The sequence below is a fragment of the Bacillus pretiosus genome, assembly GCF_051294775.1.
Classification (GTDB): Bacteria; Bacillota; Bacilli; order Bacillales; family Bacillaceae_G; genus Bacillus_A; species Bacillus_A wiedmannii.
This window is the reverse complement of record NZ_JBPPHF010000001.1, coordinates 1,142,987-1,169,706: the sequence shown is the minus strand read 5'-3', so window position 1 is coordinate 1,169,706 and position 26,720 is coordinate 1,142,987. Positions and strand designations below refer to the sequence as shown.

The 26,720-nt window shown below is 31.3% G+C and carries 28 protein-coding genes and 4 pseudogenes; 11 read left to right on the top strand and 21 right to left on the bottom strand.

Annotated elements, in window-relative coordinates; genetic code table 11:
* Window positions 1–35 precede the first annotated feature (35 nt).
* The 8 genes and pseudogenes from ACSG5Z_RS05785 (at window position 36) to ACSG5Z_RS05750 (ending at window position 5,171) form a co-directional block, all read left to right on the top strand.
* Window positions 36–566, top strand: coding sequence for a GNAT family N-acetyltransferase (locus ACSG5Z_RS05785; protein ID WP_087984455.1), 531 nt, complete (start codon window positions 36–38; stop codon window positions 564–566).
* 13 nt (window positions 567–579) lie between these two features.
* Window positions 580–1,101, top strand: a complete 522-nt coding sequence (locus tag ACSG5Z_RS05780; RefSeq protein ID WP_087984454.1) for a YfiT family bacillithiol transferase — start codon at window positions 580–582, stop codon at window positions 1,099–1,101.
* A 1-nt stretch (window position 1,102) separates the two neighbouring features.
* Entirely contained in the window at window positions 1,103–1,576 is a 474-nt protein-coding gene (locus tag ACSG5Z_RS05775) for a GNAT family N-acetyltransferase (protein WP_435710975.1), read from the top strand.
* Window positions 1,577–1,730: 154 nt separating this feature from the next.
* Window positions 1,731–1,979 (top strand): annotated as a pseudogene (locus tag ACSG5Z_RS05770) (YxiJ-like family protein); the annotation flags it as partial.
* 268 nt (window positions 1,980–2,247) lie between these two features.
* Window positions 2,248–2,613 carry a hypothetical protein gene (locus ACSG5Z_RS05765; protein ID WP_060486793.1) on the top strand — a complete coding sequence of 122 codons (366 nt, stop codon included), beginning with the start codon at window positions 2,248–2,250 and terminating at the stop codon, window positions 2,611–2,613.
* A gap of 80 nt (window positions 2,614–2,693) precedes the next feature.
* Window positions 2,694–3,848, top strand: coding sequence for an alpha/beta hydrolase (locus ACSG5Z_RS05760; RefSeq protein WP_435710973.1), 1,155 nt, complete (start codon window positions 2,694–2,696; stop codon window positions 3,846–3,848).
* Between the two features lie 21 nt (window positions 3,849–3,869).
* Window positions 3,870–4,277 (top strand): DnaJ family domain-containing protein, encoded by a 408-nt coding sequence (locus tag ACSG5Z_RS05755; protein ID WP_088004859.1) that lies wholly within the window; start codon window positions 3,870–3,872, stop codon window positions 4,275–4,277.
* Window positions 4,278–4,355: 78 nt separating this feature from the next.
* Complete coding sequence (locus ACSG5Z_RS05750; protein WP_435710972.1) at window positions 4,356–5,171, top strand: YwqG family protein; 816 nt, start codon at window positions 4,356–4,358, stop codon at window positions 5,169–5,171.
* A gap of 732 nt (window positions 5,172–5,903) precedes the next feature.
* On the opposite strand, the pseudogene ACSG5Z_RS05745 reads toward ACSG5Z_RS05750, so the two are convergent.
* The 4 genes and pseudogenes from ACSG5Z_RS05745 to ACSG5Z_RS05730 all read right to left on the bottom strand — a co-directional run bounded on the left by ACSG5Z_RS05745 (window position 5,904) and on the right by ACSG5Z_RS05730 (window position 9,039).
* Window positions 5,904–6,266, bottom strand: a pseudogene (locus tag ACSG5Z_RS05745) (RidA family protein).
* A gap of 45 nt (window positions 6,267–6,311) precedes the next feature.
* Window positions 6,312–6,794: a histidine phosphatase family protein gene (locus tag ACSG5Z_RS05740; RefSeq protein ID WP_435710970.1), complete on the bottom strand. Its 483-nt coding sequence runs from the start codon at window positions 6,792–6,794 to the stop codon at window positions 6,312–6,314.
* A gap of 49 nt (window positions 6,795–6,843) precedes the next feature.
* On the bottom strand, window positions 6,844–7,926 hold the full coding sequence (locus ACSG5Z_RS05735) for a hypothetical protein (protein WP_435710968.1): 1,083 nt from the start codon (window positions 7,924–7,926) through the stop codon (window positions 6,844–6,846).
* Window positions 7,927–8,061: 135 nt separating this feature from the next.
* Window positions 8,062–9,039, bottom strand: a complete 978-nt coding sequence (locus ACSG5Z_RS05730; RefSeq protein WP_435710967.1) for an LAGLIDADG family homing endonuclease — start codon at window positions 9,037–9,039, stop codon at window positions 8,062–8,064.
* A gap of 293 nt (window positions 9,040–9,332) precedes the next feature.
* Between ACSG5Z_RS05730 and ACSG5Z_RS05725 the strand changes: the two genes are divergently transcribed.
* A complete protein-coding gene (locus tag ACSG5Z_RS05725; protein WP_435710965.1) occupies window positions 9,333–10,295 on the top strand; it encodes an MBL fold metallo-hydrolase in 963 nt (320 codons plus the stop codon).
* Between the two features lie 60 nt (window positions 10,296–10,355).
* Here ACSG5Z_RS05725 and ACSG5Z_RS05720 read toward each other — a convergent pair whose 3' ends face one another.
* From ACSG5Z_RS05720 to ACSG5Z_RS05650, 15 genes and pseudogenes are all read right to left on the bottom strand, one after another.
* On the bottom strand, window positions 10,356–11,294 hold the full coding sequence (locus ACSG5Z_RS05720) for a hypothetical protein (RefSeq protein ID WP_060486797.1): 939 nt from the start codon (window positions 11,292–11,294) through the stop codon (window positions 10,356–10,358).
* A 97-nt stretch (window positions 11,295–11,391) separates the two neighbouring features.
* Window positions 11,392–11,904 (bottom strand): NUDIX hydrolase, encoded by a 513-nt coding sequence (locus ACSG5Z_RS05715; RefSeq protein WP_098133359.1) that lies wholly within the window; start codon window positions 11,902–11,904, stop codon window positions 11,392–11,394.
* A 22-nt stretch (window positions 11,905–11,926) separates the two neighbouring features.
* Window positions 11,927–13,056, bottom strand: a pseudogene (gene dnaN, locus ACSG5Z_RS05710) (DNA polymerase III subunit beta).
* Window positions 13,057–13,086: 30 nt separating this feature from the next.
* A complete protein-coding gene (locus tag ACSG5Z_RS05705; RefSeq protein ID WP_137012925.1) occupies window positions 13,087–13,530 on the bottom strand; it encodes an NUDIX hydrolase in 444 nt (147 codons plus the stop codon).
* A 281-nt stretch (window positions 13,531–13,811) separates the two neighbouring features.
* Window positions 13,812–14,327, bottom strand: a pseudogene (locus ACSG5Z_RS05700) (DinB family protein).
* 215 nt (window positions 14,328–14,542) lie between these two features.
* Window positions 14,543–14,959: a GNAT family N-acetyltransferase gene (locus tag ACSG5Z_RS05695; RefSeq protein ID WP_435710962.1), complete on the bottom strand. Its 417-nt coding sequence runs from the start codon at window positions 14,957–14,959 to the stop codon at window positions 14,543–14,545.
* Between the two features lie 179 nt (window positions 14,960–15,138).
* The gene (locus ACSG5Z_RS05690) at window positions 15,139–15,765 is read right to left on the bottom strand and encodes a cadmium resistance transporter (protein WP_087984443.1); all 627 of its coding nucleotides are present in this window, start codon (window positions 15,763–15,765) and stop codon (window positions 15,139–15,141) included.
* A gap of 235 nt (window positions 15,766–16,000) precedes the next feature.
* Entirely contained in the window at window positions 16,001–17,209 is a 1,209-nt protein-coding gene (locus ACSG5Z_RS05685) for an L-lactate MFS transporter (RefSeq protein ID WP_087984442.1), read from the bottom strand.
* Between the two features lie 284 nt (window positions 17,210–17,493).
* On the bottom strand, window positions 17,494–17,637 hold the full coding sequence (locus ACSG5Z_RS05680; RefSeq protein ID WP_087984441.1) for a hypothetical protein: 144 nt from the start codon (window positions 17,635–17,637) through the stop codon (window positions 17,494–17,496).
* Between the two features lie 31 nt (window positions 17,638–17,668).
* Window positions 17,669–18,685: a serine hydrolase domain-containing protein gene (locus ACSG5Z_RS05675; protein ID WP_435710959.1), complete on the bottom strand. Its 1,017-nt coding sequence runs from the start codon at window positions 18,683–18,685 to the stop codon at window positions 17,669–17,671.
* A gap of 102 nt (window positions 18,686–18,787) precedes the next feature.
* A complete protein-coding gene (locus ACSG5Z_RS05670; protein WP_306182935.1) occupies window positions 18,788–19,042 on the bottom strand; it encodes a heterocycloanthracin/sonorensin family bacteriocin in 255 nt (84 codons plus the stop codon).
* A gap of 184 nt (window positions 19,043–19,226) precedes the next feature.
* Complete coding sequence (locus ACSG5Z_RS05665) at window positions 19,227–19,673, bottom strand: NUDIX domain-containing protein (protein WP_435710957.1); 447 nt, start codon at window positions 19,671–19,673, stop codon at window positions 19,227–19,229.
* A 60-nt stretch (window positions 19,674–19,733) separates the two neighbouring features.
* Complete coding sequence (locus ACSG5Z_RS05660) at window positions 19,734–20,192, bottom strand: GNAT family N-acetyltransferase (protein ID WP_060486808.1); 459 nt, start codon at window positions 20,190–20,192, stop codon at window positions 19,734–19,736.
* A gap of 193 nt (window positions 20,193–20,385) precedes the next feature.
* Entirely contained in the window at window positions 20,386–21,747 is a 1,362-nt protein-coding gene (locus tag ACSG5Z_RS05655; protein WP_106074846.1) for a family 8 glycosyl hydrolase, read from the bottom strand.
* Window positions 21,748–21,869: 122 nt separating this feature from the next.
* Window positions 21,870–22,784: a DMT family transporter gene (locus ACSG5Z_RS05650; RefSeq protein WP_435710955.1), complete on the bottom strand. Its 915-nt coding sequence runs from the start codon at window positions 22,782–22,784 to the stop codon at window positions 21,870–21,872.
* Window positions 22,785–22,932: 148 nt separating this feature from the next.
* Here ACSG5Z_RS05650 and pdxR point away from each other — a divergent pair, with 148 nt between their 5' ends.
* Window positions 22,933–24,366, top strand: a complete 1,434-nt coding sequence (pdxR, locus tag ACSG5Z_RS05645; protein WP_305163474.1) for a MocR-like pyridoxine biosynthesis transcription factor PdxR — start codon at window positions 22,933–22,935, stop codon at window positions 24,364–24,366.
* Between the two features lie 45 nt (window positions 24,367–24,411).
* Here pdxR and ACSG5Z_RS05640 read toward each other — a convergent pair whose 3' ends face one another.
* Entirely contained in the window at window positions 24,412–24,942 is a 531-nt protein-coding gene (locus tag ACSG5Z_RS05640; protein ID WP_060486812.1) for a DUF4269 domain-containing protein, read from the bottom strand.
* A 175-nt stretch (window positions 24,943–25,117) separates the two neighbouring features.
* On the opposite strand from ACSG5Z_RS05640, the gene ACSG5Z_RS05635 reads away from it, so the two are divergent.
* Complete coding sequence (locus tag ACSG5Z_RS05635) at window positions 25,118–25,579, top strand: hypothetical protein (protein ID WP_000021531.1); 462 nt, start codon at window positions 25,118–25,120, stop codon at window positions 25,577–25,579.
* 261 nt (window positions 25,580–25,840) lie between these two features.
* Here the strand turns inward: ACSG5Z_RS05635 and ACSG5Z_RS05630 are convergent, their stop codons facing one another.
* Window positions 25,841–26,704 (bottom strand): glycerophosphodiester phosphodiesterase, encoded by an 864-nt coding sequence (locus ACSG5Z_RS05630; protein ID WP_435710953.1) that lies wholly within the window; start codon window positions 26,702–26,704, stop codon window positions 25,841–25,843.
* Window positions 26,705–26,720 lie beyond the last annotated feature (16 nt).

The following is a 26,720-nucleotide window of genomic DNA, read 5'->3' as shown; positions in this document are numbered from 1 at the left end:
TATAACAGTTAGTATATATAGAAGGAGTGAGCGAGATGAAAATATACATAGAACAATTAAAGAAACACGATGCTAAAGATTTATTTACGTTTGAACTTACGAATAAATCTTTTTTTGAAACAATGGTACCAAATCGTGGCTCACAATATTTTAATTTTGAATATTTCCGAAAGCTACTAGACGATTTATTAATAGAACAAGCGGATGGAGATTCTTATTTTTATTTAATTCGTAATGAAGAAAAAGAAATTGTAGGACGAATAAATTTAGTAGATATTGATACAGAAACTCGAAGCAGTTCATTAGGGTATCGAGTCGGAGAAAAGTTTACTAAAAAAGGGGTTGCAACAGCAGCTGTAAAATTAGTTTTAGACGTAGCGAAAAATAATAAAATTAATGAGATTCATGCTAAAACAACTACTAATAATCTCGCATCACAAAGTGTATTAGAAAAAAGCGGGTTTTCTTCCTATCATAACGAAGCAGATACAACATCTGTAGAATTAAATGGAGAACATGTGAATTTTGTACATTATATATGGAGAAATACTTCGCGCTTATATTAAGGGGGACTTATACATGAATGATTTACGTTATCCAATTGGACAATTTACATACAAACGTCCTATAACTGAAGAAATGATTGATACATGGATTCAAGAAATTGAAGATTTACCTAATGAACTAGCAAAAGCAATTAAAGATTTAGATCAGAAGCAGTTAGACACACCATATCGAGTTGGTGGATGGACGGTTCGTCAAGTAGTTCATCACGTTGTTGATAGCCATATGAATAGCTACATACGCTTTAAATTAGCACTAACAGAAAAGAATCCTACTATTAAACCATATAAAGAAGAGAAGTGGGCAGAACTACCTGATTCTAAATTACCAGTAGACGTTTCACTAGTAATGTTAGAATCGTTACATAAAAGATGGGTTAACCTTTTATATTCTCTAGAACTAGAAGATCTAGAAAAGACATTTAATCATCCAGAAACTGGTGAAACAAAACTTGCTGCTGCAATTGGACTATATGCATGGCATGGACGTCATCATACAGCGCATATAACTTCATTAAGAAAGCGACTAAATTGGTAACATGGAGATTGCATTAGAGAAGGCAACAGAAAATGATGCAGCAGTTTTATTTCAAATGCAAATAGACTCATTTAGCCCTTTATTAAATAAATATAAAGGCTATGAAACAAATCCAGCAAATGAAACTATTGAAAAAACTATTTTAAGGATAAATAATCCAAGCAACAACTTTTATAAGATGATAATAGATTCGAACCTTGTTGGAGCGATATGTATATCCCAAAAAGAACTACCTTATAAATTTTGGATCAGTCCAATGTTCATTCATCCAATCTATCAAGGGAAAGGAATCGCTCAAAAGGTACTTATTTTAATTGAAAAGATGTTTCCAAAAGCAAGGAGTTTTGAACTTGCTACGATTTTAGAAGAAGAAAGAAATTGTTTTCTATACGAAAAAATGGGGTATAAAAGAACAGAAGTAATAAAGAAATTAAATGATAAAACTACACTCATTTATTACAAAAAAGAAAGGTAAAGCATTTGAAATACGCTTTACCTTTTTCTGTAACTTAAGATTAAATATACAAAAGCGATGCATATTCTTCCGAAATACTCGGGTTAGTAATTTCAGAACTGAATAAATATACATAAAAGCGTTATTTTGTCGTATATGTTACTAACGCTTTTTGGATGACTGTATAAACGCTGATTTTAATCATTATTGGATGCATACAGCAGGTACTTTAAGTTCTGTACTAAATGGAAACGAACAGAACATTACGTTTCAGCAAATAAAGTGGTTAAGGAAATCGTTTTTTGAATGGTTTCCGCAATATCGTTCTATAGAAACAGAAATTGTGAAGTATCCCGTTTTGTATAGAGATTTCATGAATTATGAGAAAGCGCGAAAATTATTACTATATTATCTTACTGAATAAAAATTAAAACGTACAAGTTATGCTGCTTGTGCGTTTTTTGTTCATAAAAAAGACAATATTTATACCTTGCTTATATAGGAATTTTAATGTGCAGAAAGAAGTACTTATAGAATGAAGTAAGGGAGGAGAGGCGTTTAGCGATTGTTTTCCTTTAATGGATTGTCCAACTCGAATATCGTTAGTTATTTATGATAAAATATTCCGAGTGAAATCAAGTACTTATTATATCCAGTATTAAATAAGTTAAGCCAGGAGGAACAACAGTAAAATGGAAAACGTATCAAATATAGATAAATCGGAATCAATAAAATCTTTACAATCGACTATTCGTAAACTTGAAAATGCACTATTACAGATGACTCAAAAAGGTGCAAATACTACATTAGTGAAAAAACGACTTAAAGCCGTTTGTGTAGGGTTAGCAGTACTAGAAAACGTTTGGAATCAAGAAAGTCACCAGTATAGTCAAGAAGAGTTAGCAGAAGCTCGTAATGTCCTTGTTGGTTTACTTCCATCAATTGAGAGAGCCTATGATAAGTCTAAAGTAGGTAGTCCGCAAAGAACTCTTTTAACAAGACGAATCAAAGCGTTGGAACTTTCTATTCAGGCAATTGATAAACTTTCTAATAAATAACTCATCTAAATACAATATCATCCTAATCCTAATTTTTATAAAAGCAATCTAGTGAAAAGAAATACAAAGGAGGAAGATGGGTGACTTCAATAATTAGTCCTAAGTTAGAGGAGCTTAATAATCAATTAAAAAATGGAAACGAGAAAGCTTTTTATACTTTTTTGCATGAAATAAAGTCAAATCATACGCCGCTAATAGAACAATGTCCTGTAAATAATCAGTATAAGCTTATAACGTATATATGGTTAGGGGACCAAAAAACTGAAAATGTTTATGTATTCGGTAGTTTTCCTGGTTGGGATCTGTCTGTAAATCAATTAAAACGATTGTTACAGACAGATATTTGGTATGAAACGTTTAGGACGGATAAGAGTTTTATTTCAACTTACTATTTTTCAGTAAACGATTTTTTCGAAAATGATTGGATAAAGCGTAGTGAACAGTACGAACTAGATCGATTTAATGGAAATACATTTGGAGAAGGTGCTAATAAAGCATCAGTGTTAAGTATAGGGATGGAAGTGCAGTATAGCAGTCGTTTCCCTTCAGATCATTATCCATCTGGAAAAATTGAAACATATTCTTTTCATAGTACGATTTTAAATAACACACGTAAAATTCATATTTATACGCCTCATGACTATTCTCACACTTCACATCTTCAAGAACTTCTCATTGCATTTGATGGGAATTCATTCATTAATAACCTTTCAATTGCAAGAACACTCAATTATTTAATATACGAAAAAGAAATCCCATCTTGTATTGCTGTTGCAATAGATCCTGTTGATCGACTAGAAGAGCTAACTTATAACGATAAAATGAATGCATTTTTAACGGAGGAATTACTTTCGTGGATTCACGCTAAGTATCGTGTGCATCAAGAAGCGAAACATACAACAATTGCCGGTTTCAGTCTTGGTGGCTTAGCAGCTTATTATGCAGCACTTCAAAATCCACATGTTTTCGGAAACGTGTTGTCAATGTCTGGATCCGTGCATTGGAAAAAGGATGGTTATGAAAATCAAATTCCTTGGATTGAAAATTACATAGCAGCAGGAGAACTTGAAAACAAACCTCTTTTAACGGCTAATAGACGCCTGTATAAAGCTTTAAAAGAAAAAGGGTACCAAATTACTTATGAAGAGTTTCAAGGCGGACATGGCGGTGTTTGGTGGCGAGAAAAGTTGTTTGATGGATTGAAAGCATTAAAACTTACAAAAACAACACTCTAAATTAAAAAGGAGAGAGAGTCTATGAATCAAGAAGAACTAGATAAAAAACTAAAAAAGCAAGAGATATTAGTAAAAGATGAGAAAGTTTGGTCTTATACGTATGAGGATCATATTAGTTCTATCGTTAAAGAAGCAGAAAAGAAAGGGTCTTTTGATAATTTGCCAGGTAAAGGGAAACCTCTTAATCTTGATAAAGACCTTTCATACAATCCTGAAAAGCAACTTTATAGAACGTTAAAGAATAATCATGTTTTACCTAGGTGGATTGAGCTTTCAAAGGAAATTGATGATTTAAAAGAAAAGCTAAAAGAAAATACAAATACTGCAGAAGCAGCGGATTTAATTCGAACTATTAATAAAAAGGTTTTAGAGCATAATCTACTTTGTCCACCAAGTGCACAAAAAACGAGGGTGAAAACGGATTTTTAACAATTTTCAATGAAGCTATCTTTTGCTATATAATTAAGTAAGGCATTTTCAATTCATTATTAAAGGGAGGCAAATGTAATGAAGAATACGTATCAGCTTCAAATTCCGAAAGAACTAGAGCAGTATCGTAGTATTTTAGAAGAAAGTGTGAAACCTTATATTAAAGTGTCTGGAACATTAGCAGAGACAACGCTTTTTGAAAGTAAATTTGGTGGTTATCCGTATTTACCTATAGATCAAGAGCATCCTAAAGATTCAAATGGACAACCTATGATGTTACTTGCGCAGCTAAACTTTGAAGAAATGCCGCATGTTGAATATATGCCTCAAAAGGGTATGCTACAGTTTTTCGTAAGTGCTGAAGATGAACTTTACGGAGCAGATTTTGATCATCCAACAATCCAAAAAGACTTTCGAATTATTTATCATTCGACAATTATAGAAGATTTAAATAAGGTAATTACTGATTTTAGTTATTTAAACACTTCAGAATTAGAGGACTTTATCATTCCTGAAGCAGCGAAATTAAAGCTTGAATTAGGTTATCAACCAGTAACATCAAGGGATTATCGATTTGAAAAGATGTTTAGTGAGGAAATTGATTGGGAAGAAATTGTTGATGAAGAACATAATACTGAATTAGGCGAACTGTATGATGATTTATGTAAAGATCAAGGGCATAAAATTGGTGGTTATCCATTTTTCACACAGACAGATCCAAGGGAATGGGAAGAAAAATACCAGCAACATGATATGTTATTGTTGCAAATTGATACAGATGATTCATTAAATATTATGTGGGGAGATTCTGGTGTTGCTAATTTCTTTATAAAGAAAGACGACTTATTAAATCTAGATTTTTCCAATGTTATTTACAATTGGGATTGTTATTAAAAACATATAACTGAAATACTAGCAAGCTAAAAAATCTTCCTAAAGGTGAGGGAGATTTTTTTATGTTAAAAATAAACGTTATGTTAACTAGAATAAAGAACGGTAAGTACAATAAAAGTCAAGTGTAACTGACAGAAATAACAACAAATAATCTAAAGTTATAAAACGTGTGTAAATAGCAATATAAATTTATTAAGTAAAACATAAAATGAATTTAATAATTTATATTTTGTATAGAAATAATTTTTCTGTATAAAAATTTCTTGTCGATCAAAAATGTTTTTGATTCGATAATTCTTAATGGATTATTGATTTGAATTTGCTGTGATGGATTTATAACAAAAAGAATGATAAAAACTGTAGAAATTCGTTTAGATACGATTTTATGTAAATCTCACTAAAAATCTCCGCTCCGTCTCATTAAGTATAGTTTACTTGGTTTTTGATACCTGATATCGCTTTTTTCTACAACTACCTATAATATATATTATGTTAACTGTAAAAAAATGATAAACTTATTATATGTTAGTACTGGGTTTTAGGCTCCCCTTTTTCTTTTGATTCATTCTGTGTGATGGATTGTGTAGTTATTTGTTCTTATTGTTGTTTTATAAGTTGTTGATAATAATGAATCCAGGTATAAATTATATTTAAGACAATAAAAAAAGCAATTCGTTTTAAATGAACGCATTAAACGAATTGCATGGATAAATTAATAATAAGTTTTAAAAATTAGTTTGCTACAGCAATTGCTTCGATTTCAATTAATAAGTTATCGTTAATTAACTTTCTAACTTCTACAGCTGAACTTGCTGAATGTATTGGTCTCGTATATCTCTAACAATGGCCATTTGAGAAATATCTGTTAAGAAAAATGTTAATTTTACTACATCGTTAAATTTTAATTCCGAAGTTTCTAATGTACATTTAATATTTTCGAATACTTGTCGCGTTTGTGTAGCTAAATCGCCAACGCCAACTATTTGACCATCAGCATTGATCGCTAATTGTTCGTTTAGCGTTACTAACTTCGACTACATGCGAGTATCCAAAAGTTGGTGGCATCGTTTTTGGATTGATAAATTTCTTTTGCAAGATTCTTCTCTCCTTTTACATCGTGTTTTCTATATATTTATTTTTTTATTGATTATCTGTTTGTAAATGATCAATTTTGTTATATTCACGTATTTTCCATTGTTCTTGATCATAATAGATGCTACTTATACAGGCAGTAAAAAGTTTTGTTTTTCCTGATCCAATTTCATTGTTTGATATTAAAGCTAGAATTGTATTTATGACGGCACTATGAGTAACTAAAATGACATTACTATTTGTATGTTTTTTCAAAATTATATTTAAACCGAAATCACATTCTATAAAATTCTCCATTTCAATGATTTCAACCAGTGCTAACATGTATTGATTTATGATTTCAGCAGTTTGTTTTGCTCTTGATAAAGGACTAGAAATAATTACATCCCATCGGTTTTCGCGCAAATACAAACCGCATTTTCCGGCTTGTTGTTTACCATTTTTATTTAGATCAATGTTCTCACGACCTTGAAGCTTTCCAGTAGCATTCCATTCAGTTTCACCGTGTCTCACTAAGCATAAAACAGTCATATACATACCCTCCTACTACTTATATGAAGGTCAAATTTATACGTGTTGTTCAATAAATTATATATGTCTGGTTCTTATGAGAACTGATTCTGATTATACCTTGTTTTATTAATTCTTCAGTTAGTTTTGTATAGAAAAAGTGATACCACCAAATAAAAAACTCTTCATAAGTTATTTCTTTTGAGTATCTGCTGCTTACAAAGTATTCTTTTAAAGGTTTATCGTTTTCTTTAAACAATACGACTAAATCTTTACTGATTGTGTTCGCAATTTCTTTAAGTATAGATAAGTCTGTTGATCTAAATACAGGGATAACAGGTTGTGAATTTTGATATAAGCCTAATTTTTCGTAAACTATATTTAAATGTAAATCTAGTTGTCTATCTGCTGCTACGAAACCTTTTACTAATTGCTTTTTCTTATAATTAATATCAGTATTAGTGTTTTGAAAATATTCTTCAAATGTTTCGTTATCTGCTGTAATTAAATTTAATGTTGAATATCGAGAATTTCCATAAAGACCAATTTGAACTTCTCCTAAATCTAAATACGTATTACCATACATCCCGAAAGCCTCTATATCTGTTAGTTCTTGTTCTTGAATTGCATAATAATATCGTTTCTTATTTCTTAAAGGTCGCTTCTTTTTTAAATAGTTACCTTCAATGTAATTTATTTGTCCAAAATCTAATAACACTCCACTATACAGTAAAAGACTATAAGATTCTTTAGATAAATGATTAAGTGTCTCTATTCTTTTAGAAATAGCATCAATTTGATTTGAAGAATTTTCAATGATTTTAAGTGTAGGTTTAATTAAAGGCTCACATAGGTTATACAACTCTTTTCCTTCATTAGCTGTTATAACCATACACGTTGGATAATAACTCCCTTCTATTTTTTTCAATAAACCTTCTAATTCTAATGAATTCATGTGCCTTTCAAATTCCTCATTTGTCCAACTTAATATTGTTTTTATAGTATTTGACTCAAAACCAAGATGAAGCATTACAAGTAAATATTGAAGTTTCGTCCCTTTTATTTTTATAGATGGCGAATTATCTCCAGACGAAATCATTTTAGCTTCATAAGCTGTATGTAATATATTCTCCGGAATATTATTAGTAAACACTTCATAACCCCTTCCTTACTATTAAATTCATTGTAAGATTTATGTATTTACTAACTTCTATAAACGAAAATAAGTATCCTCTAATAATCTCAAATTAAAAACCTTAGCATAGATATACTAAGGTTTTTTGCATTTTTATAATGAATGAATTCTTTCATAGTCTTTTTTAAATTGATTATCATTTTTTAACCAACTTTTAAAAGTTAATTCTTTTATTTCTAAATTATAACAACTTGTAGCGATACATTTATTTTTCATATATTCCTTAAGAAAATTTTGTTTTCTCTGCTTAACAGCAGCTTGAGTTCTTTTTAGCTTTCGATCTTTTAATTGGTCTAGACTTAGACTTTCTTTCTGAAATTCTTCATATTTTCTATACAAATAAATATCTTTGTCTGTATAAATCCAATTTGAAAATAGTTGTATTGATTTTCTCCCGGTTAAAATGACGCGATAATGTTTATTTTGATTTAGTAAATCGGCTGATAAATTGTGATTTTGTAGTATTTGATGTAAAGAATTCATAAAAGTATATGATCCTCCTACAAAACTGACTGTATACGTTTCATACTTGACGTAACCATCCCCATCAAAATACCCACGAACAAAGTGATGTAAATATTCTTCTGGTATAAATGGAAATTCAATGTTAAAAGATTTACACGGCTTAATTCCGTGAATGTTCATAAGGTCGTCTTTTATTGTTTTGCTATTAATGTTTAGCATATATATGCCTGTTTTTTTATTTTGATATAGTGGCTGGTTGGTGTGTAGTTCTTGTTTTATATCTTCTAAAATGTAACTTTCTTTTTGAGATATACTGACACATTGATTTTCTTTCTGTATAACACCGTCTGCTGCTATAAACCCTAAAATATAAGCCATGTTATTTGACCATGTTTTAAAATAATCTTCTGATATGTCATACTTCCTTTTCCAACTCCCTATAGCACGCCTTGGAACGTTATTGTCTGTTAAAACCATACGAATATACCTAGCAGACACATTGGCAAGCGTAGCTATTTCTGAGGTACTCTTCCCTTCTGCATATAGCTGAGTTATTTGAGATTTTGATAGTTTACATTTTGATTTCTTTTTTCTCTCTATTTGCACTTACATCCTCTCCTTCCTTTTAATAATTAGAAACGTATTTTCTTCTACAACATATAACAAAACGTATGTTCTTTGTTATTTATAAGAAAGTATTTACCAAATTAAAACAATTTACATTTACTTTATATTTGTTTTATCTGCTGCCTGATTTATTTTTTATATATAAGAATAATGAATTTGACAAATTTATGAAATGTACTGAATTTAAGATGAAAGGTAAATTAATTTCGTTTAAACTACAAATAGCTACAATAACAACATACGTATATTGTTAAACGTAAAAAGGAGAACGAATGAAAAAGAAATATATGAATCAAATTCATACTGATGTAAGTTTTAAACCGAAAGATATAATCGGTTTAATGACTGATTACTTTAAAATGAAATCAAAGCTGCGTCCTTTAAAGAATTTACCTATTGTTTTATCGGATAAAAATAATGAGTCTTTAGAGAGTGTGACATGGTTTGGGCACTCTGCTTCTCTTTTGAAAATAGAAGGTAAAACATTGTTATTAGACCCAATGTTTGGAGATGCCTCTTCCCCATTCCCTCTGTTTAATAGCAAACGTTATAGTGGTGTTTTTTCTTTAGAACGTGAAGACCTTCAAGAAATTGATGCGATTATCATTTCTCATAATCACTATGACCATTTGAATTACAAGAGTATTATGCTGTTAAAAGATCGTGCGAAGCATTTTTATGTTCCAACTGGAGTTGCGCAATATTTAATTAAATGGGGTGTTTCACCTAGCAAAATTAGTGAATATAATTGGTGGGACAAAATTACGTTTGATAATATAAAATTAGTTTGCGCACCTGCAAGGCATTTCTCAGGACGAAGTATAACAGATAGAGATTGTTCGTTATGGTGTTCATGGCTTATTCTTGGTCAAGAGACTAAAGTTTTCTTTAGTGGTGATAGCGGGTATGCTCCTCACTTTAAGGAGATTGGTGATAAATACGGTCCATTCGATCTTACGTTAATGGAATGCGGGCAATATGATCCAAGGTGGTCTGCTATTCATATGTTACCAGAAGAGACAGTGCAAGCTCATATTGACGTGAAAGGAGAATTACTTCTTCCGATTCATTGGGGTGCTTTTACATTATCATTACATGAATGGAGTGATCCTATTGAACGTGTGACAAAAGAAGCAAAGCGTTTAGGAGTTAATATTGCAACGCCACAAATTGGTGAATCTATCACGTTAAAATCTACAGACTATCCTTCATCAACTTGGTGGAGAGAAATTTAACTATAAATAAAAAAGAGCGATCTCTATTATAAGGAATTCGCTCTTTTTCTGTATTTAACCTTATTTCACTATATTTGCTTTACCGCTATCTAAAACTCTATTTGTTTGTACAGAGGTAATATTAATAACCGTATTCATACTTTTATCAGTTAGTTCAATAAGTTCGTTTTCGTGATTGATTTTCTGTAAATCCCACACCATTCCATTGAACTCGTTATGTTGTCCACTTACTCTTAATATATTTTTCGTTTTACTTGATGGCTGTAATTGTAGATTTGTAAATTGATTACCGCTAATTTCATTTGGTGTAGTTACATTACTATCCATATAAATCATATTTACACAATCTTCAAGTGAGAAGTTTATAAAACGGTTGGCATTTATCCAAGCATAACCAGATTGCGGTTTCTTTGCTACTAATTTCAGCCCAGTTTCCATTCCTACAACTTTTATATTTTCAAAGTTAATAAATGAAATTTCATTTTCTTTCCCACCAGAATACAAAGAAATTCCAGTACCTTTATTTGTTTCTGTCCAATTAATAATATTTATATCTTTTATTTGTGTTTTGTGCCAAGTGTTATAATACTTATTTTTGCCGTCTAAATATATAACTTCAGAATTAAATGTAGGATCGTTTACAGCTATATAGGCTCCTTCGATAGAAGCGTTTTTTTCTAATTCTAGAACTCTGAAATTACCTTCAACAACAAACTGTGTTCCATAACCGAATAATAATTTTACACCTTTTTTCACTACGATTGGTGACGTGATTTTATACTTCTTATCCTCAAGCAATACTGTTTTAATTGTACTTGATTCTGCTTTATTAATAGCAGATTGTATTTTATTTGAATCATTTTTTCCTTTAAAGTCTTCTACATACACCTTATCATTTTTAGCTACGCTATCTTTTTTGTTGTATTGATAAAAAGCAAAAGTAATTAAAACTACAGCTATGAGTAAAATAATTATTTTCTTCATTACACTCATCCTCATATAAGTTTTCTCCTTAGCTACTCTTCGAATAATCTATGGCTTTTATATTTAGGTTATAATGATTGTGCTGCGTATTATAGATTACAATTCCTGCTTTTTATAATTGAACTATATTATCTATAGAACTATCCTGCTTAATCAATTCCGCATTCCTATAATCTATTAATTTATGATTAGATAAAACAAAATTGTGCTCTAATATTAATTCATTGTGGAATAAATCCGGTAAAAATTTAGGTATCATCTCTCCTACGCCGTAATTATAGTCACTTAGAATCCAAGAAATCTCTTTCCAATCTAAAATTCCTTCTGATACTTTTTTTGGAGTGTGATATGTAAATTCATTATGTAGCTTTACTAAATAAACATACATACCACCAGAGTAAGATGAGTCCTCCCACTTAATAATGCCTTTAAACTGAATTTGTTCATGCGTAACTTCTATATTAGTCTCTTCTTTTATTTCACGAATCGCATTTTCTAAAGGTGTTTCTCCCTTTTCTATCTTTCCACCTACCCCGTTCCATAATCCTTTTACAGGGGCATATTCTCTATTTAACATAAGTATCTCTTCATTTCTCTTTATAAAACATAAAGTGTGCTTGTACATAATGTGATTCCTTCCTTTGTTATTAATAAGCTCTTACTGGAGATATAAGATGTACTGCTGCAGATGGTGTTCCTGCTTCAATAAATATTGGTCTCATAGAACCGCTGAAACTTAAAGTAACCGTTTCTTCTTTTATCGCCTTTAAAGCATCCATCATAAATCGTCCATCGAAAGATATATTTAATTGTTTTTCACCTTGAATCTCATCTATCTGTTGTGTCTCGGATATTTTTCCAATCTGAGAAGCGTTAGAAGAAATTTTAATTGTGGATTCGTCTATGATTTCTAAGTTAACATTGTTATTTGCCCATTCACTTGATAATAAGCTGGATCGATCTACACCTTGTAAAATTCTTTTTCTATCTACGTTAATGACTGTTTGAAATTCATTTGGAATTAAACTAGATATATTAGGATATTTTCCTTCAATTAATCTTGAATATAATGTAGTTGTACCGAATGTAAAAATAATGTGACTTTCTGAAAGATAGATGTATACGAATTCTGAATTACTATTCATTAATTTTAGCAGTTCACTAATAGTTGCACTTGGTACGATACAACTTGCTTTTACCTCTGTAGAAATTATCGTTTCGCGTATAGCAAGTCTATGTGAATCAGTTGCAGCACAAATTAATTTGTTGTGTTCTAATTCGATATGTACTCCCGTAAGAACGGGTCTAGATTCATTTTTAGCTACTGCAAAGACAGTTTGTTTAAATACTTCAATCAATTGTTCTGTTTCTGCTTGTATTTTTGCATGATCGTCTATAAGTGGTACATTCGGAAACTCATATGCTGGAAGTCCATTTAAGTTTAATGTGATTTCTTCTGACTGTATCGTAATGATTTGCTCATTCGTACTTTTTATTGATACATCGCTTGGCATTTTTTTATAATTTCAATGAAATATTTTGCAGGTACTACAATAGTTCCTGCTTTTACTATAGTTGTAATTTGGTCGCCTTCAGTGGAACTAGGGATGAATTTTTCGATGAAAATATTTGAATCACTTGCGATTAAAGTAATTCCCGATTGATCTACAGTTATTTTTATGCCAGATAATATAGGGATTATAGCTTTGGTAGATATAGCTTTATTTACTTCTGAAAGTGCTTGAGTGAAATGTTTATGATTAACGATAAACTCCATTTTTTCCCCGCCTTACATGAATTGATAATGTTATGAAGATTGATGAACGATTGTCCCGTTAAAAAAGTAAGGCACTGTTTCTTTCCTTTGTAATATATTTAGTAAGTGTACTGGTATACGTAAATGCGGTGCTGCTTCATGTAATTCCATCCAAGTAATCTCTTCAATTTCTTTTGGCCTTGTTATATTTGTCTCCCCATCAATTATTTCACCTAAAAAATTAAAGAAAATTGCATGGTGTCCTCTCTCTTCGAAAAAAGCTTCGCTAATGTAACAAATACCGTTTACAGTTATATGTAGCCCGGTTTCTTCTTTCACTTCCCGAGCTACTGCCTCTTCTAACGTTTCTCCCAATTTAACTGCGCCACCTGGTAGCGTGTAATAAGAACCGTTCTTTCCTTTGTTTTTTACCATTAAGATCTTTTCATTTGTTTTATCGTATAAAAGTGCATATGTAACATTTACTTTTTTCATACGTACCTCCTCTGTTTTTACTAAAAGGAATTTTCTGTCTATTTATCATTCTATCATTAACTTGTTTTAATAGTAAGTTCACGAAGTATTAGAATAAAAATTGATTAAATTAATACTAAATGAAAATGCCAGAATAACTCCTAAATTAGTAAAAACCCCGCTCCTATTTTGAGACGAGGTTAAACTTATATAACAAACGGATTCCAAATTAACGTTTCTTTAAATCAATTTTAAAAGTATACATATGAAACCCGTATTTTTTGTTAATAGCCAAAGATTTTTTACTTCCCAATTTCACAAAGTAGTTTTATCTCTTTGATTTGTTCTATATGACGCTGTTCATGCAAATAGATCAGTTCTATCCACTGATCAAGATGTAATTCTCCAAGAGCTGGATGCATCACTGATTTAATCGTTAATATAGATTCATCTTCTATTGTACTTAGGAAACGCATTAATTCTTTTCTCGATTCGTTTAACATATCGATTATTTTCTGCACTTCAAATGGTTCTAAACTTGGTTCAATCATTCATGGAGCTATAAATTTTAGCGATCTATCTTGTAATATAGAGCGGATTTCTCGACGCTCTTTTAGGGTACTATCAATCTTTTTTAAGCCAGATGAAATAACCTTTATGACCACTTTATCCAATAAAACTAAGTGATGACATACTTGTGCTATACTCCATTTATTCTTGTCTGGCTTACTATTGAATTGAGCATCATCCAATATCATAATTTCCTCGAATAGATGTTTTCTCGTTTCATCAAACCTATCATTTACAAATGAATTTATAGCATTTCCCCCTTCATCTGAATGCATATATTTAGATGCCTATTTTAGGTATATTCGCTATAAATAATTAGTTTCCCGTAACTAATATTCCACTTCGATCTTTTTTTGCTTTAGAAGTGCCTCTAATTATGAATTCACTCAAGATTCTCCTTCAAATGCATAATCCAAAAGGATAAATTTGTATTCAAAATACTAATGTTAATTCAATATACACTTTATAAACGTTTTTCTAAATAGTAATGATTATGTCCTTTCGGATGATCTTCACTTACTCCAATCACTTTATATCCATTCTTTTTATAAAACGCAGGTGCCTGAAAGCTAAAAGTATCTAAATTGATTAGCCTACACTCTTGTTCAATTGCAAATTCTTCAATAAGCTTTATTAATTGGCTTCCGTAGCCTTCGTGTCTATACTCTTCAGAAACCCAAAGGAAATCGACATGTACGTGGTGCCAAAATGTAATTGCAGTTATTCCGCCTACAATTTCTTCCTTTTCATTTCTCACTATAAAACTAATTTTTTCTGAAGGCTTTTTCTCTTCATCCGAAATATGTTTTTGGTTATATTCAATTACTTTTTCTCTTATGTATTCACTATCTTCTTGGACCCATTGTTTTACTATTTTCATTTTAAGTAGCACACTCCTTTTAAAGTATCTATTCAATTTAATAATCGTAATATCCTGTCTAACTTAATAGTCGTAGAGCACTGTTTCATTTCACTAAAATAAAGAAAAGCCGTACTACATTTTATCTGTAGTACGGCTTTTTATGGCGTCTGATTCTTTTTAATCTAAGTTTCAACATATTAGTACAATAATTCAATTGTATTACTGCGGATAAGAATGAACATTCCTAAACCAATTAGAACGACTGGAACGATAATATGACAATTTCTCTCAAGTACTTTAGCTAAAATAGGAGCTCTTATCAATTTGTAGCTAATAAAACACCATATTGCTATCATGCAATAAAAGATTACTAATGTAACAATATTGGCATTAAGATTTTGACTAGCGAACATTGGTATATAAATCGAAATATTATCAGCTCCATTAGCTAATGTAATTGAAGCTACTTTAAATATTGAACTAGAAGCGTTAGCAATGACTTCGTTACTTTTATAAGAACGAAGTGACAATAGTCCTTTCACTCCCATATAAATTGGCACAAATCCTAATAATCCGATCCACGAAACAGGAATGAAAAAAGAGCTTAAAGAACCGATGATACTTAGAAAAATAATTAAACTAAACCCAAAATATTGTCCAATAACAATATAAAGTTCTTTCATTTTAGTTTTCCCTCGGACAGTACTACCTTCTTTCTTAATTACTCCTGTCCTTACTTGCGAAAATAAAACAAGAAGTATAAAAATGTCATCAACATTTGTTGAAGTGAATGCGATAAAAGAAGAAATTATAGTTGTAACCAATATAAGCCAACTACCTTTATAATAAAATAATGGTACACAAATGAATTGCATATCTAATAACAAAGGTGGTTAATGTAGGTTTATAACATGATTTCAGTGCCTTTATAAAACAATATGAATATTTTACCAATCTGCTACTTAGTTGCTAAAGAAATAAATTACTTTATTACCTTTCAAATCATTTTCACTTATTTTGTAATATAAAAAGAGCCCTATACAAGGACTCTTTTTATAATTAAGCTACTTTCCGATATAAATGTCGTGTTTCTTTTTTGTTTTCTGCTTTTGGTGGACGAATTAATATCGAAATAATGAAGGAAATAACGCTTAAAACACCAATTATAATAAAGGTCGGTTGAAATCCACCCAGTAACGCTCCAATGAACGCTCCTGCAAGTGCACCAAACCCGAAACCTTGATATACAATCCCGTAATTTGTACTATGGTTTTTTAATCCGAAGAAATCTCCAACAATGGCTGGGAAGATTGTGATATTACCACCAAAGCAAAAGGCAACACTTGCTACACAAGCGAAATAAATACCGTAATTTAGTGGAATGAAACTTAAAGTAAAGACTGACAATCCAATAATAATAAACGTTGCAGAGACAATTTTCATTCGGCCAATTTTATCTGATAACGTTCCAAGAACGATTCTACCTACCGTATTAAAAATTGCAATCATTGCAACGGCGTTAGCGGCGGTTGCTGCACTAAGTCCAACGAGCTGTACACCAATATCTTTTACCATACCGATTAAATATAGACCGCCCATACACGATGTGAATAGCATAAAAAACAAAAGATATACTTGTTTCGTTCGCATCATTTCACGAGGCGTATAGTCATTGTTTAATGATTCAGTTACAGTGTTACTTACGATTGCTTCACGTAAGAAGAACGATCCGGTTAAAACTAAAAGCAAGACGATGATACCCCAATATAAAAATGCTTGTGATACACCAAGACTATCGATAAGACTACCGTTTATATATCTAAAGATTAAGCTGCCCATTCCATATGCCGAAACAGATATGCCAGAAATAAGTCCTTTTCGATTTGGAAACCATTTAATTAAATTAGATAGTGATGTAATATAAGCAGTTCCATCTGCATAACCAACAACGACACCAGCTAATAAATATAGTAATGGTAAGGAAGAAACTTGTGAACTAAGTATTAAACCGAGTCCCAAAACAATCCCTGCAGTAGCGATGAGTTTACGAAGTCCTAATTTTTGCTGCAACTTTCCTGCAAATAAGGTTGAGAATGATAATGAAAAACTTGTTATGGAGAAAGTTATCGCTACGGAATTGAGGTTCCATCCAAACTTACTAACAAGGGGTTGATTAAATAAACTCCATGTATAAATTGTTCCAAGGCCAATTTGAACAATAATTGTACCTAGAACAATTAGTAACGGATTTATAGAAGTTTGTTTCATACTAACTGTCCCCTTCTTTTATCTTGACATGAATTTTCACAGTTAGTATAACCATCATAAAAAGCAAGATACTGTGTGGAAAATGGAAATTAAGTTCATATACACAAAAAGACACTCCATAATGAAGTGTCTTTCTGCAGGTTATATTAGATTTACTTAAAGAAAGCTTTGTTAAGATAAGACATTTTCAAATGCTTATGTATATAGAATACCAAAAGATTTCAATCATGTGATGGGACTTAAGATGTATTTTTCATTCATCATATAGTCAGATGAACGAAAAATTAATATTCAATTTCATCAAAATCCTTCGGCTGCGGTACCGTTTGCATATTAGCTGCATCTTTAGGATCGCTATAAATTGCATTTTGTTCTGTATTCATATCTTTTATATTTTGTTTTTTATTTTTATTCATTTTATCTTTCATTTTTTTCACTCCTTTTTCATTATAGGAGTAATTATGCCCTATTACCGTTACGAAATGTATCAGCGACTAAATTGCTAAATTCACGTAAATAATATAAATAATTATCACCGCCGTAGTTATATCTTTTATTATACATTTTCGCAACAACTACATTATATTCAGGTATTACTAAAAGAGTCGGTCCTGTAATTCCTAATATTTGATACGATCCTTTTGGAACTCGTTCACCAAGTTCACTTAAAAGCGTAGGTTCATTTTGAACGAACCAAAACAACCCGTTTTGTGGTAGTTCATTGTTTGTAAATATTGGACTTTGCAAACTCGTAGCAATTTTTATAACTTCTTTTGGAACAATTTGTTTACCGTTTATCATACCTTGATTTAAATGAAGATTGCCCCAATAAGCAAATTCTCTAGCTGAGACAAATAGATTTTTTTCAGAACCATCATCTACTGTACCAATTTCATTAATTGCGTCTTCACTTGGATTATTAACAACTTTAACTAAGTTTTCATCTTGCTGAATTCTCCAACCTGTTTCTTGGAAGTTAGCTAAATCAAATATACGCTCCTTTAACAATTCAGGAAAACTTTTGTTATAGAGCTGATAAATAAGACATGTAATCATTCTTACATTAATATCTCTATACGCCCACGCTTGTCCAGGTTCAAATTCACGAAAAATTGTCCCGTCGTGCGTTTCTCCTAAACCGTGCGAATGTGTTACTAAATGTCTTATCGTTGTTTTACCAAGTAATACAGGATTAAAGTCTTTAAAATACTTTATCGCTTCCTCATCAATAGAGTTTATTTTCCCCTCGTAAAGCGCATATGCTACCATTAAACCTAAATAACTTTTTCTTGCAGAAGCAACGTTGAATTGTGAAGATGCTGTTACTTTTTTACTTGTAGATGTATTTGAATGATGGCCACTATAATGCTCTAGTACGATTTTGTTATCTTTTATAATGCACAGTGCTGTAGCAGAACTATGATTTTCTTCTTTTATATTTTCTACCCAAGAAATTAACTTATCGTATGTATACAAATAAATCCCCCTTAACACGAATAAAAAATTACAGCATGAAAGAAAAGTATAAAATAGTATTTACACCTTTCTTTCATGTGGAATATTATTGATTTTCTATACTTAAATGATCCACCAGTTCCAGCAGTTAAAACAACCGAAACATCCAGCGCAGCCTACACAACGTCCACCACATCCACCACAGCGTCCACCACAACCTCCGCATCCGCCGCAACGACGCGCGTCATCTTGAATGTAATAGTATGGATATTGATTTTGTTGCAGTTGATCCCAATACACAACATTACCAGATTGATAATCATTAAGGTTTAATGATTGTAGTTCTTGTTGAAACTGATTCATTACGAAACCCTCCATTTATAAAAATAAATTCCGTCCCAATGTTAAAGTTTATATATTTTTGCAAACAAAGTAGAAATAAGGCTATAGACTAAATGCGTACATCAACAAAATATGAACTTACACTAGGTGATGTACCTTGTTTTTTAGCCTATTTTCTTAATCTCCTTTCGGTGGACGAATTTTTTTAAAATAGAGGTGTTTAAAAATTACTAATCCAACAGTTTAGTAGTTCATCACTTAATTTTCTTTCTAGTAACTCTTTAACTGAAGGCACTGGCATGATTTTATACGTATGTAAAGTTTCTTGATTATAATCTATCCAGTGAAACGCTAAATGAAATTCTTTAGATTTTGGTATGAAATCAATATGTAACTCTTGCGAATCTACTTCAAAAATGTGATTGATTTCATGATGAATAACTTCTCGGTCTTCCCATTGGTTTTCTATGACTCCTAAAAATTGTTTTATACTACAGTTTACTCCGAGTTCTTCTCGTAGTTCTCTAATTAATGCATTCTCAGCTGATTCGCCAACTTCAACATGACCACCTGGTAAAAAATAATGATGGCCAATATATTCAGCCACTAACAATTTTTTATCCTTTATCATAACAGCTCGTACAATATGATGAAATTTATTTTTCAATTGCTATTCCTCCCAGTCATTTAATTGCATCTTTCATTTCACATCTTTACTTCGTAATACTTAAACGAACAAACGATATACTTGCTCACCATCATATTCATGTCCCAATGGTTGAAAACCGTAACGTTCATATAGTTTCTTTGCAGAGATATTATCTTTATGTACTGTTAACCTTATTTCTTTACACGCCTTACATGTATTTTTTATTAAAGAAATACTTTCTTGTAATGCCGCTTTTCCATAACCATTCCTTTGCTGCTTTTGATCGATAATAAATCCGTTTATCCAATACATATCAGTTGTCTCTCTTACAACAGCATGCATAATAAAACCAACCATTAGATTGCCGTCGTATATCGCAAATGGTATGTACTCTACATTTTCTCCATCTGGTTTTATATATACTTTAGCAAGTGAAACTGCTACAGATGGAACAAATTTCGTCTGATTTTCTTTAACTTGTAGCTTTAAGGCATCTTCCCAATTCTCTCTCGTAACAACCTTTAACTGGACATTCAATATTTTAGGCTCCTTTATAAATAGGTTGTATTTTTATATTCAACAGAGTGACATATTCTCCTTTTTCCGACAACAACCTACAACATGATCTTATTAAATTTTTCTTTATTTAAGTGTAAAGCTGTATTGCTTCACGAAATATTAAAAAGGAACTAGCATAGTGCTAATTCCTTTTACTAAAAAGAAAACCTTGTTATCTATCGTATCCTTTTTGAGTTTCATCATTTATTAGGTTTTCTATTTTCTTATCATCAGGTACTGGTTTCCACCAATTACCTGTAATAAATAGCATGGTTAATAAATTATAACTATCACTAAAGTAGCCTTCTTTCTTATTCTTCATCCAATCCCATCCACTATTTACCCACTTTTGATTATCGCTTTTCGTTGTACTTGCAGCAATAAACGGTGAAACAAATACAGCAGTTGGATAACTACCAATATTGGATCCGTTTAATTGATAACCATCCACAATTTTAGAAGGATTTCCATTCGTTTTATTTTGAATCCATGAAGAGACTTTATCAGAAATGACTTTACTTCTTTTCTCGCCGTACATCGCATAGTCCATTACAATTCTCAATGGTACCCGACTAGCATTGTAATAATATGCATTTGTATATTCTGACTCATCTAAGAAGTCTTTAGGTGCGGGTTGTGGTGGGGTTTTTACAACGAAATCTGAAATAAGTCCTGTATTTTGAGAGTACTTATTACTAAATTGCGTATAAACATCGTACAAATTATTAATAACAGTAAGCCAAGTTTTATCACCTGTAAATTCATAAAATGCTCTAAGGTGTGACATCATCCAATCAGATGGTCTCGTATCAAGTGAATTTTTAGAATCCCAATCTCCCAAATTTAGTCGATTATTATTTGTAACATTACTAGCTTTAATACCTTTTGTAATCATGTCTTGTGCTTCTTTCAAATAATTAACCGTTCCATTTGATCCCCACTGCTTATGAGCAAGAAGAAGAGAATACGCAATATCTAAATCCCCATCAGTAGCAGAATCAAAATGACCTTGTGCTTTTTTACTATCTGCGACAACCCATCCCATTAAATTAGGATTTTGAGAGCTTTTAAAAGTTCTTGCTGTTTTAAATAAACCATCATAGATTTTTTGAGCATTCGAATCATAACCAGCCATTAATACTGTAATTATCATCCCATACCCTTGACCTTCTGAAGTTCCAAGTGGCTTAAACCCATCAGCATCACCCGTAATCTCTCCTTTTACGTAATAACCACCAGGTAAAGAAGATAAATCATTTTTCAAATATTTCTTTTTCCAATTATCGTAGTAACTTCTTACAGAAGCATTTAAACTTTCCTGTGTAACATGATTTGGTTTTATAACACCTGCATAATTAACTTGCTGGGGAAATGGTTTCATTTCTTTTACAGCAGCTACTTGTTGATTAACTATGGGAATAGAAGTTTGTACTGAATTGTCCGTTCCATTTGCTGCGAAACTAGAATTAGAAAAACTAGCTAGTCCGATTCCTATAATAGAAATACATGTGAAAATTTTTCTTTTTCCATTCATTATGTTGTCATCTCCTTTTAAAATGCTTACTACATAAAATGTAACATACAATATTTAACTGAAATACAAAATATTATATTTATCAACAAAAGAAAGTATAATAAAGTGGTTATGGAATGAGTTTATATTGATTTATTATTTACTAGAGTTGTATATTTTTCTTTTTTTGATAGTGATATATGAGTAATTAAAACTCCAAGTATAGTAATTCCCCCGCCAATTATTGAAACAAAAGTCGGTACTTCACCTAACCATATCCAAGCAATAAAACATGCAGTTACTGGAGTTAAATATAGAGAACTTGTTGCCTCAGCAGCACCAGAATGAGATATGATATATGCCAATGCGATATATGGGAGTACTGTTGGAAATAAACCTAAATATATAACACTCATATTCACTTCAAGAGGAGCTGCTAGTATTTCTGTATACACTCCTGGCGAGAAAATAAGCATACATACAGTGCTAGATAAAATTGTATATATAGTAAATGGCAAGAAGCCATACTTTTTCAAGTAAGAAGTTTGGAAAACAAAAAATAAGCTTTCTGAAATCGCTGCTAATAAAATAAATAATCCTCCACTATTCAATTGAATAGCATCTCCTTGACTAAATGATATGAAAGCAATTCCTATAAAACTAATTACACCACCGATCCAACCATTTAATTTCATTTTTTCATTCAAAAAAACAGATGCAAAAATCGCCGTTACTATAGGTGTGACTGAAACAATTAAACTTGCAGATCCAGCATTTACTGTTTTTTCGCCGTAGTTTAATGCAATGTGATAAAAAGTAAATCCTAAAGCACCAAATATAAAAATTGCTGGGATATCCTTTAAGTCCGGCAGTCGTAACTTGTATATAAAAGAAAACAACAGAAGAATAAATGAAGCAATTAATAAACGTAGTAAAGTAAGGTGTTCAGGTGTATAAGATTCGAGCCCCATACGAATTGCTGGAAAGGCAGTCCCCCATATTAAAATCGTAAAAGCATGAGCACAAATAATCCGAAAGTCCCATTTTTTATAATTCATGTTTTTTCTCCCCCTTCAAACCAACCACTTTATAATTACCAATTATTTCTTTTCATCATATTTAATAGTTGTTACAATGTCTTCAACCAGTTATTTATCGTAAAAACCAACCACTTGGCATTTATAAAGTGAACGAGGGAGTTTTTTTATGACAACTAATAAAAAACTGCCTAAGTATCGGCAGATAGTAAACTTTATGAAAGAAAAAATTGAAAATGGAGAATGGCCTATTGGAAGTAAGATTCCTAGTCAACGGCATTTAGCAAAACTATTTCATGTAAATCGAAGTACTGTAATAACTGCGCTAGATGAACTTATGGCAGATGGATTGATTCAAGGGAAAATTGGAGCAGGAACAATTGTAACAAATAATACATGGTCATTATTAGCGACGAATCCCCCGCCTGATTGGAGTGACTATGTAAAAGCTGGTATTCACAAACCTAGCAAGTTAATGGTACGAGAAATCAATGAGGCAGAAGCAAATAAAGAACTTATCCATCTTAGTAAAGGTGAACTTGCGCCTCAACTTTTCCCGCTAGAAACTATGCAGTCCATTATGAAAAGCGTAAGTGACGAAATAGATTATTTTGGATACGAAGAACAAAAAGGTTTTTTGCCGTTACGTGAAGCAATTAGTAAATACGTAAAATCATTCGGAATACATACTTCAGCCAGTTCTATATTAATCGTCTCTGGTGCATTACAAGCACTCCAATTAATATCAATTGGTCTTTTGCATAGAGAATCAACCGTTTTACTTGAACAACCTTCTTACTTATATTCACTTCATGTATTTCAATCAGCAAATATAAATCTATCTGGTATATGTATGGATAATCACGGTATTTTACCTAACGAATTATTAAAACGTATTAAATACAGTCAAAAGAAAAACATTTTATATTCTATCCCTAGTTTTCAAAACCCAACAGGGGCATTAATGTCTCAAGAACGAAGAAAAGAAATAATAAAAATATGTGAAAAGGAACAGTTACCTATAATTGAAGATGATATTTACCGAGAGTTATGGATTGATGAACCACCTCCACCTCCTTTAAAGTCGATAGATAAACATGGACATGTATTATATGTTGGTAGTCTTTCTAAAACACTTAGCCCAGGACTTAGAATTGGATGGATCATTGGACCCGAACCAGTTATTGATAGATTGTCAGATATAAAAATGCAAACAGACTATGGGTCGAGCTCTTTATCTCAAAGAGTTGCTGCTGAATGGATAAATAAAGGTTTTTATGAAGAACATGTTGCAAACGTAAGAATTCAATTAAAAGAACGAAGACAATTCATGATACGAGCTTTAAATAAATACTGCGCAGATGTTGCATCGTGGGATATTCCTAGTGGTGGATTATTTATATGGCTAAAGATTGTACCTAACATTCCGATGAAGAAATTATTTTCAGAGGCGCTATCAAAAGGAATTCTTTTAAACCCAGGACGTATATATGAAGAAGAATCAGATCGGTACATTCGTTTATCATATGGATATGTTTCTCCAGAGCAAATGACTAGCGGAATTAAATTGTTGAGTGAATTAATCCGTAAGCTCATGGCATAACAAAAACTCCTCTTTTAACTATAGAGGAGTTTTTGTGTATCGTATTTACCACAATCTCATTTCCTGTCCCAATAAAATAAGTTCGTCATAAGGATCTCCGTCAATATTTAATACTTGAGCAAAAGCAGGTTCTGTTTTTAAACCGTTCTCTTTTAAGCGAAGAATTTCTTCCCTTATATGGGGATGCTGTATTAATAGCATGTGCTCTACTATCATATGTCTATATGCATTTTGGTTACGTACTGGCTTAGGCTGAGCAAATAATTCAAATTTAAAACCTTCAAATTCAAAATTTACCTTTATCGATTCTGTAGTTTTAATTTTTTTCTTTTTTATTTTGAATCCTTTATAAGAACCGTATAAAGATCTCATTTCCTGTTCAAAAACATCAAAGTTATGTACTTCCATTACTATATCTAAGTCAGATTGAAGAGTATCAATTCTAATAGGAATTGTCCCGCAAAGAACCGGACTATACAAAATTAAATCCTCCATAATGTTAAGTTTATTCAAAACATCATACACTTTTTGTTGCTTCTCATTCCCAGATTGTAAATATGTAATAGATGTAAACATGGAAGTCTCTCCTTCTTTTCACGTAATACGTGTCTCCGCTAAGTTCAAGAAAAATTTGTCTGTTTATATTTGTGCTAGGAGTACATTTATTTCAAAATATTAAGGTGAATAAACAATGCGTTTCAACTTTCCTCCTATACTGCAATACTATAAAAATAAAAAAGGAGGAATTATTATGAGCATTTTTCACATTCTTTTAACCATCCACATATTATTTGGAACAATATGCTTAATCACCGGTATTGTAGCGATGGTTGCTCAAAAGAAGAAAGGAAAACATACGGAATGGGGTGAAATATATCATGCATCCTATGTTGTCATCACCCTTACTGCAATTATATTATCCATTATAAGCTGGGATAAAATCGCATATTTATTTTATGTAGCAATTTTCTCTTATTCATTTGCGATATATGGATACCTCGCACGAAAAAAACGTTGGAAAAATTGGCTCCATCACCATATTAGAGGTATGTTAGGTTCTTATATTGGTGCCGTTACCGCACTTTTAGTAAACGTCGGTATTCATATTCCCATAATTAATTTATTACCGCCTATATGGTTTTGGTTTTTACCTACATTAATCGGTATTCCTCTCGTAGTCAGTGTATCAAAAAAATATAAAAAGCGTAGTTAAAATTCATTACAATTTCGTTACTTTCTAATGGTAATTACAAAAAATCATACTCAATGTAATATTTTATTAACAAATTCAAATTCATATTGCTTTAAGTTCGTCTCTTGGAGCTAAATAAAAAGAATCCAATAAAAATATTGGATTCTTTTTCGGATTTCATTTCAATATCGGCTCTATGTATTCAATGATGTTACCATTTGGACCACAAACTATCTTTGTATACTTGTGGTATTGATTCAGTGATAATTACACCATTATAATTCAAGATTGTAATAACGAATGTAAACGATCCGGGTAATTCGTAAACATCCCGTCAACTCCCCATAGAAGTAACTTTTTCATATCTTTTTCATTATCTACAGTAAATGGATGAACTTCTAATCCGTGTTTCTTTATTCTCTTTACATAAGCTGAATCAATATATTTATAGTTTATCCCAATACCGATACAGTATGTTTTATACTTTTTTATCTCTAATTCGGTTAATTGAACTGCCTTTTTGTAAGGTAGTAATTGTACTAGAGGTATATGAACATCTAAACTATGAATTTTTTGCAAACTTACTTTACTAAATGATTGAATAATAACTTTATCACTTATTTCGTAGTGCTTTATAATTTCTAATAACTTTTCTTCCATACCGGGATATTCATCTGGCGATTTTGTTTCAATATAATAATTAGTACTATTCCTGAACGTTTCAATAATTTCCTCTAGTGTTGGAACTGTAGCATCCTCAAATTCTTTCTTTGCTAAAGCTGGATGCTTTTCATTGAAAAAAGAACCTACATTTAGTTGCTTTATTTCTTCTAATGTATGTTCCTTAACTAGCCCCTTACCATTTGTAGTGCGGTTTACTGTTTCATCATGCATAGCTACTAAATGTCCATCTTTTGTCATTTGAAGATCAATTTCTATATAATCTCCTTTTAATTGTTGTCCTAGTTTATAAGCTTGTATTGTATGTTCCGGCGCATACGCAGAAGCTCCTCTATGTGCAATGTTTTTTATATGATTTGATTGATTAATAGCTTTTGTGTACTTAAGTTCATTTACTTTATGAAAAGCAAAAGTGACTATTACTATAAAGGTGAAAATGATTGTAACGATATATATTTTTTTCATAATGATGTATTAACTC

Bases quoted from the DNA above. Each gene is read 5' to 3' on its own strand.
- ACSG5Z_RS05785 (WP_087984455.1), top strand. From the start codon at position 36: ATGAAAATATACATAGAACAATTAAAGAAACACGATGCTAAAGATTTA.
- ACSG5Z_RS05780 (WP_087984454.1), top strand. From the start codon at position 580: ATGAATGATTTACGTTATCCAATTGGACAATTTACATACAAACGTCCT.
- ACSG5Z_RS05775 (WP_435710975.1), top strand. From the start codon at position 1,103: ATGGAGATTGCATTAGAGAAGGCAACAGAAAATGATGCAGCAGTTTTA.
- ACSG5Z_RS05765 (WP_060486793.1), top strand. From the start codon at position 2,248: ATGGAAAACGTATCAAATATAGATAAATCGGAATCAATAAAATCTTTA.
- ACSG5Z_RS05755 (WP_088004859.1), top strand. From the start codon at position 3,870: ATGAATCAAGAAGAACTAGATAAAAAACTAAAAAAGCAAGAGATATTA.
- ACSG5Z_RS05750 (WP_435710972.1), top strand. From the start codon at position 4,356: ATGAAGAATACGTATCAGCTTCAAATTCCGAAAGAACTAGAGCAGTAT.
- ACSG5Z_RS05740 (WP_435710970.1), bottom strand. From the start codon at position 6,794: ATGACTGTTTTATGCTTAGTGAGACACGGTGAAACTGAATGGAATGCT.
- ACSG5Z_RS05725 (WP_435710965.1), top strand. From the start codon at position 9,333: ATGAAAAAGAAATATATGAATCAAATTCATACTGATGTAAGTTTTAAA.
- ACSG5Z_RS05720 (WP_060486797.1), bottom strand. From the start codon at position 11,294: ATGAGGATGAGTGTAATGAAGAAAATAATTATTTTACTCATAGCTGTA.
- ACSG5Z_RS05715 (WP_098133359.1), bottom strand. From the start codon at position 11,904: ATGTACAAGCACACTTTATGTTTTATAAAGAGAAATGAAGAGATACTT.
- ACSG5Z_RS05705 (WP_137012925.1), bottom strand. From the start codon at position 13,530: ATGAAAAAAGTAAATGTTACATATGCACTTTTATACGATAAAACAAAT.
- ACSG5Z_RS05695 (WP_435710962.1), bottom strand. From the start codon at position 14,959: ATGAAAATAGTAAAACAATGGGTCCAAGAAGATAGTGAATACATAAGA.
- ACSG5Z_RS05685 (WP_087984442.1), bottom strand. From the start codon at position 17,209: ATGAAACAAACTTCTATAAATCCGTTACTAATTGTTCTAGGTACAATT.
- ACSG5Z_RS05680 (WP_087984441.1), bottom strand. From the start codon at position 17,637: ATGAAAGATAAAATGAATAAAAATAAAAAACAAAATATAAAAGATATG.
- ACSG5Z_RS05670 (WP_306182935.1), bottom strand. From the start codon at position 19,042: ATGGAGGGTTTCGTAATGAATCAGTTTCAACAAGAACTACAATCATTA.
- ACSG5Z_RS05655 (WP_106074846.1), bottom strand. From the start codon at position 21,747: ATGAATGGAAAAAGAAAAATTTTCACATGTATTTCTATTATAGGAATC.
- ACSG5Z_RS05650 (WP_435710955.1), bottom strand. From the start codon at position 22,784: ATGAATTATAAAAAATGGGACTTTCGGATTATTTGTGCTCATGCTTTT.
- pdxR (WP_305163474.1), top strand. From the start codon at position 22,933: ATGACAACTAATAAAAAACTGCCTAAGTATCGGCAGATAGTAAACTTT.
- ACSG5Z_RS05640 (WP_060486812.1), bottom strand. From the start codon at position 24,942: ATGTTTACATCTATTACATATTTACAATCTGGGAATGAGAAGCAACAA.
- ACSG5Z_RS05635 (WP_000021531.1), top strand. From the start codon at position 25,118: ATGAGCATTTTTCACATTCTTTTAACCATCCACATATTATTTGGAACA.
- ACSG5Z_RS05630 (WP_435710953.1), bottom strand. From the start codon at position 26,704: ATGAAAAAAATATATATCGTTACAATCATTTTCACCTTTATAGTAATA.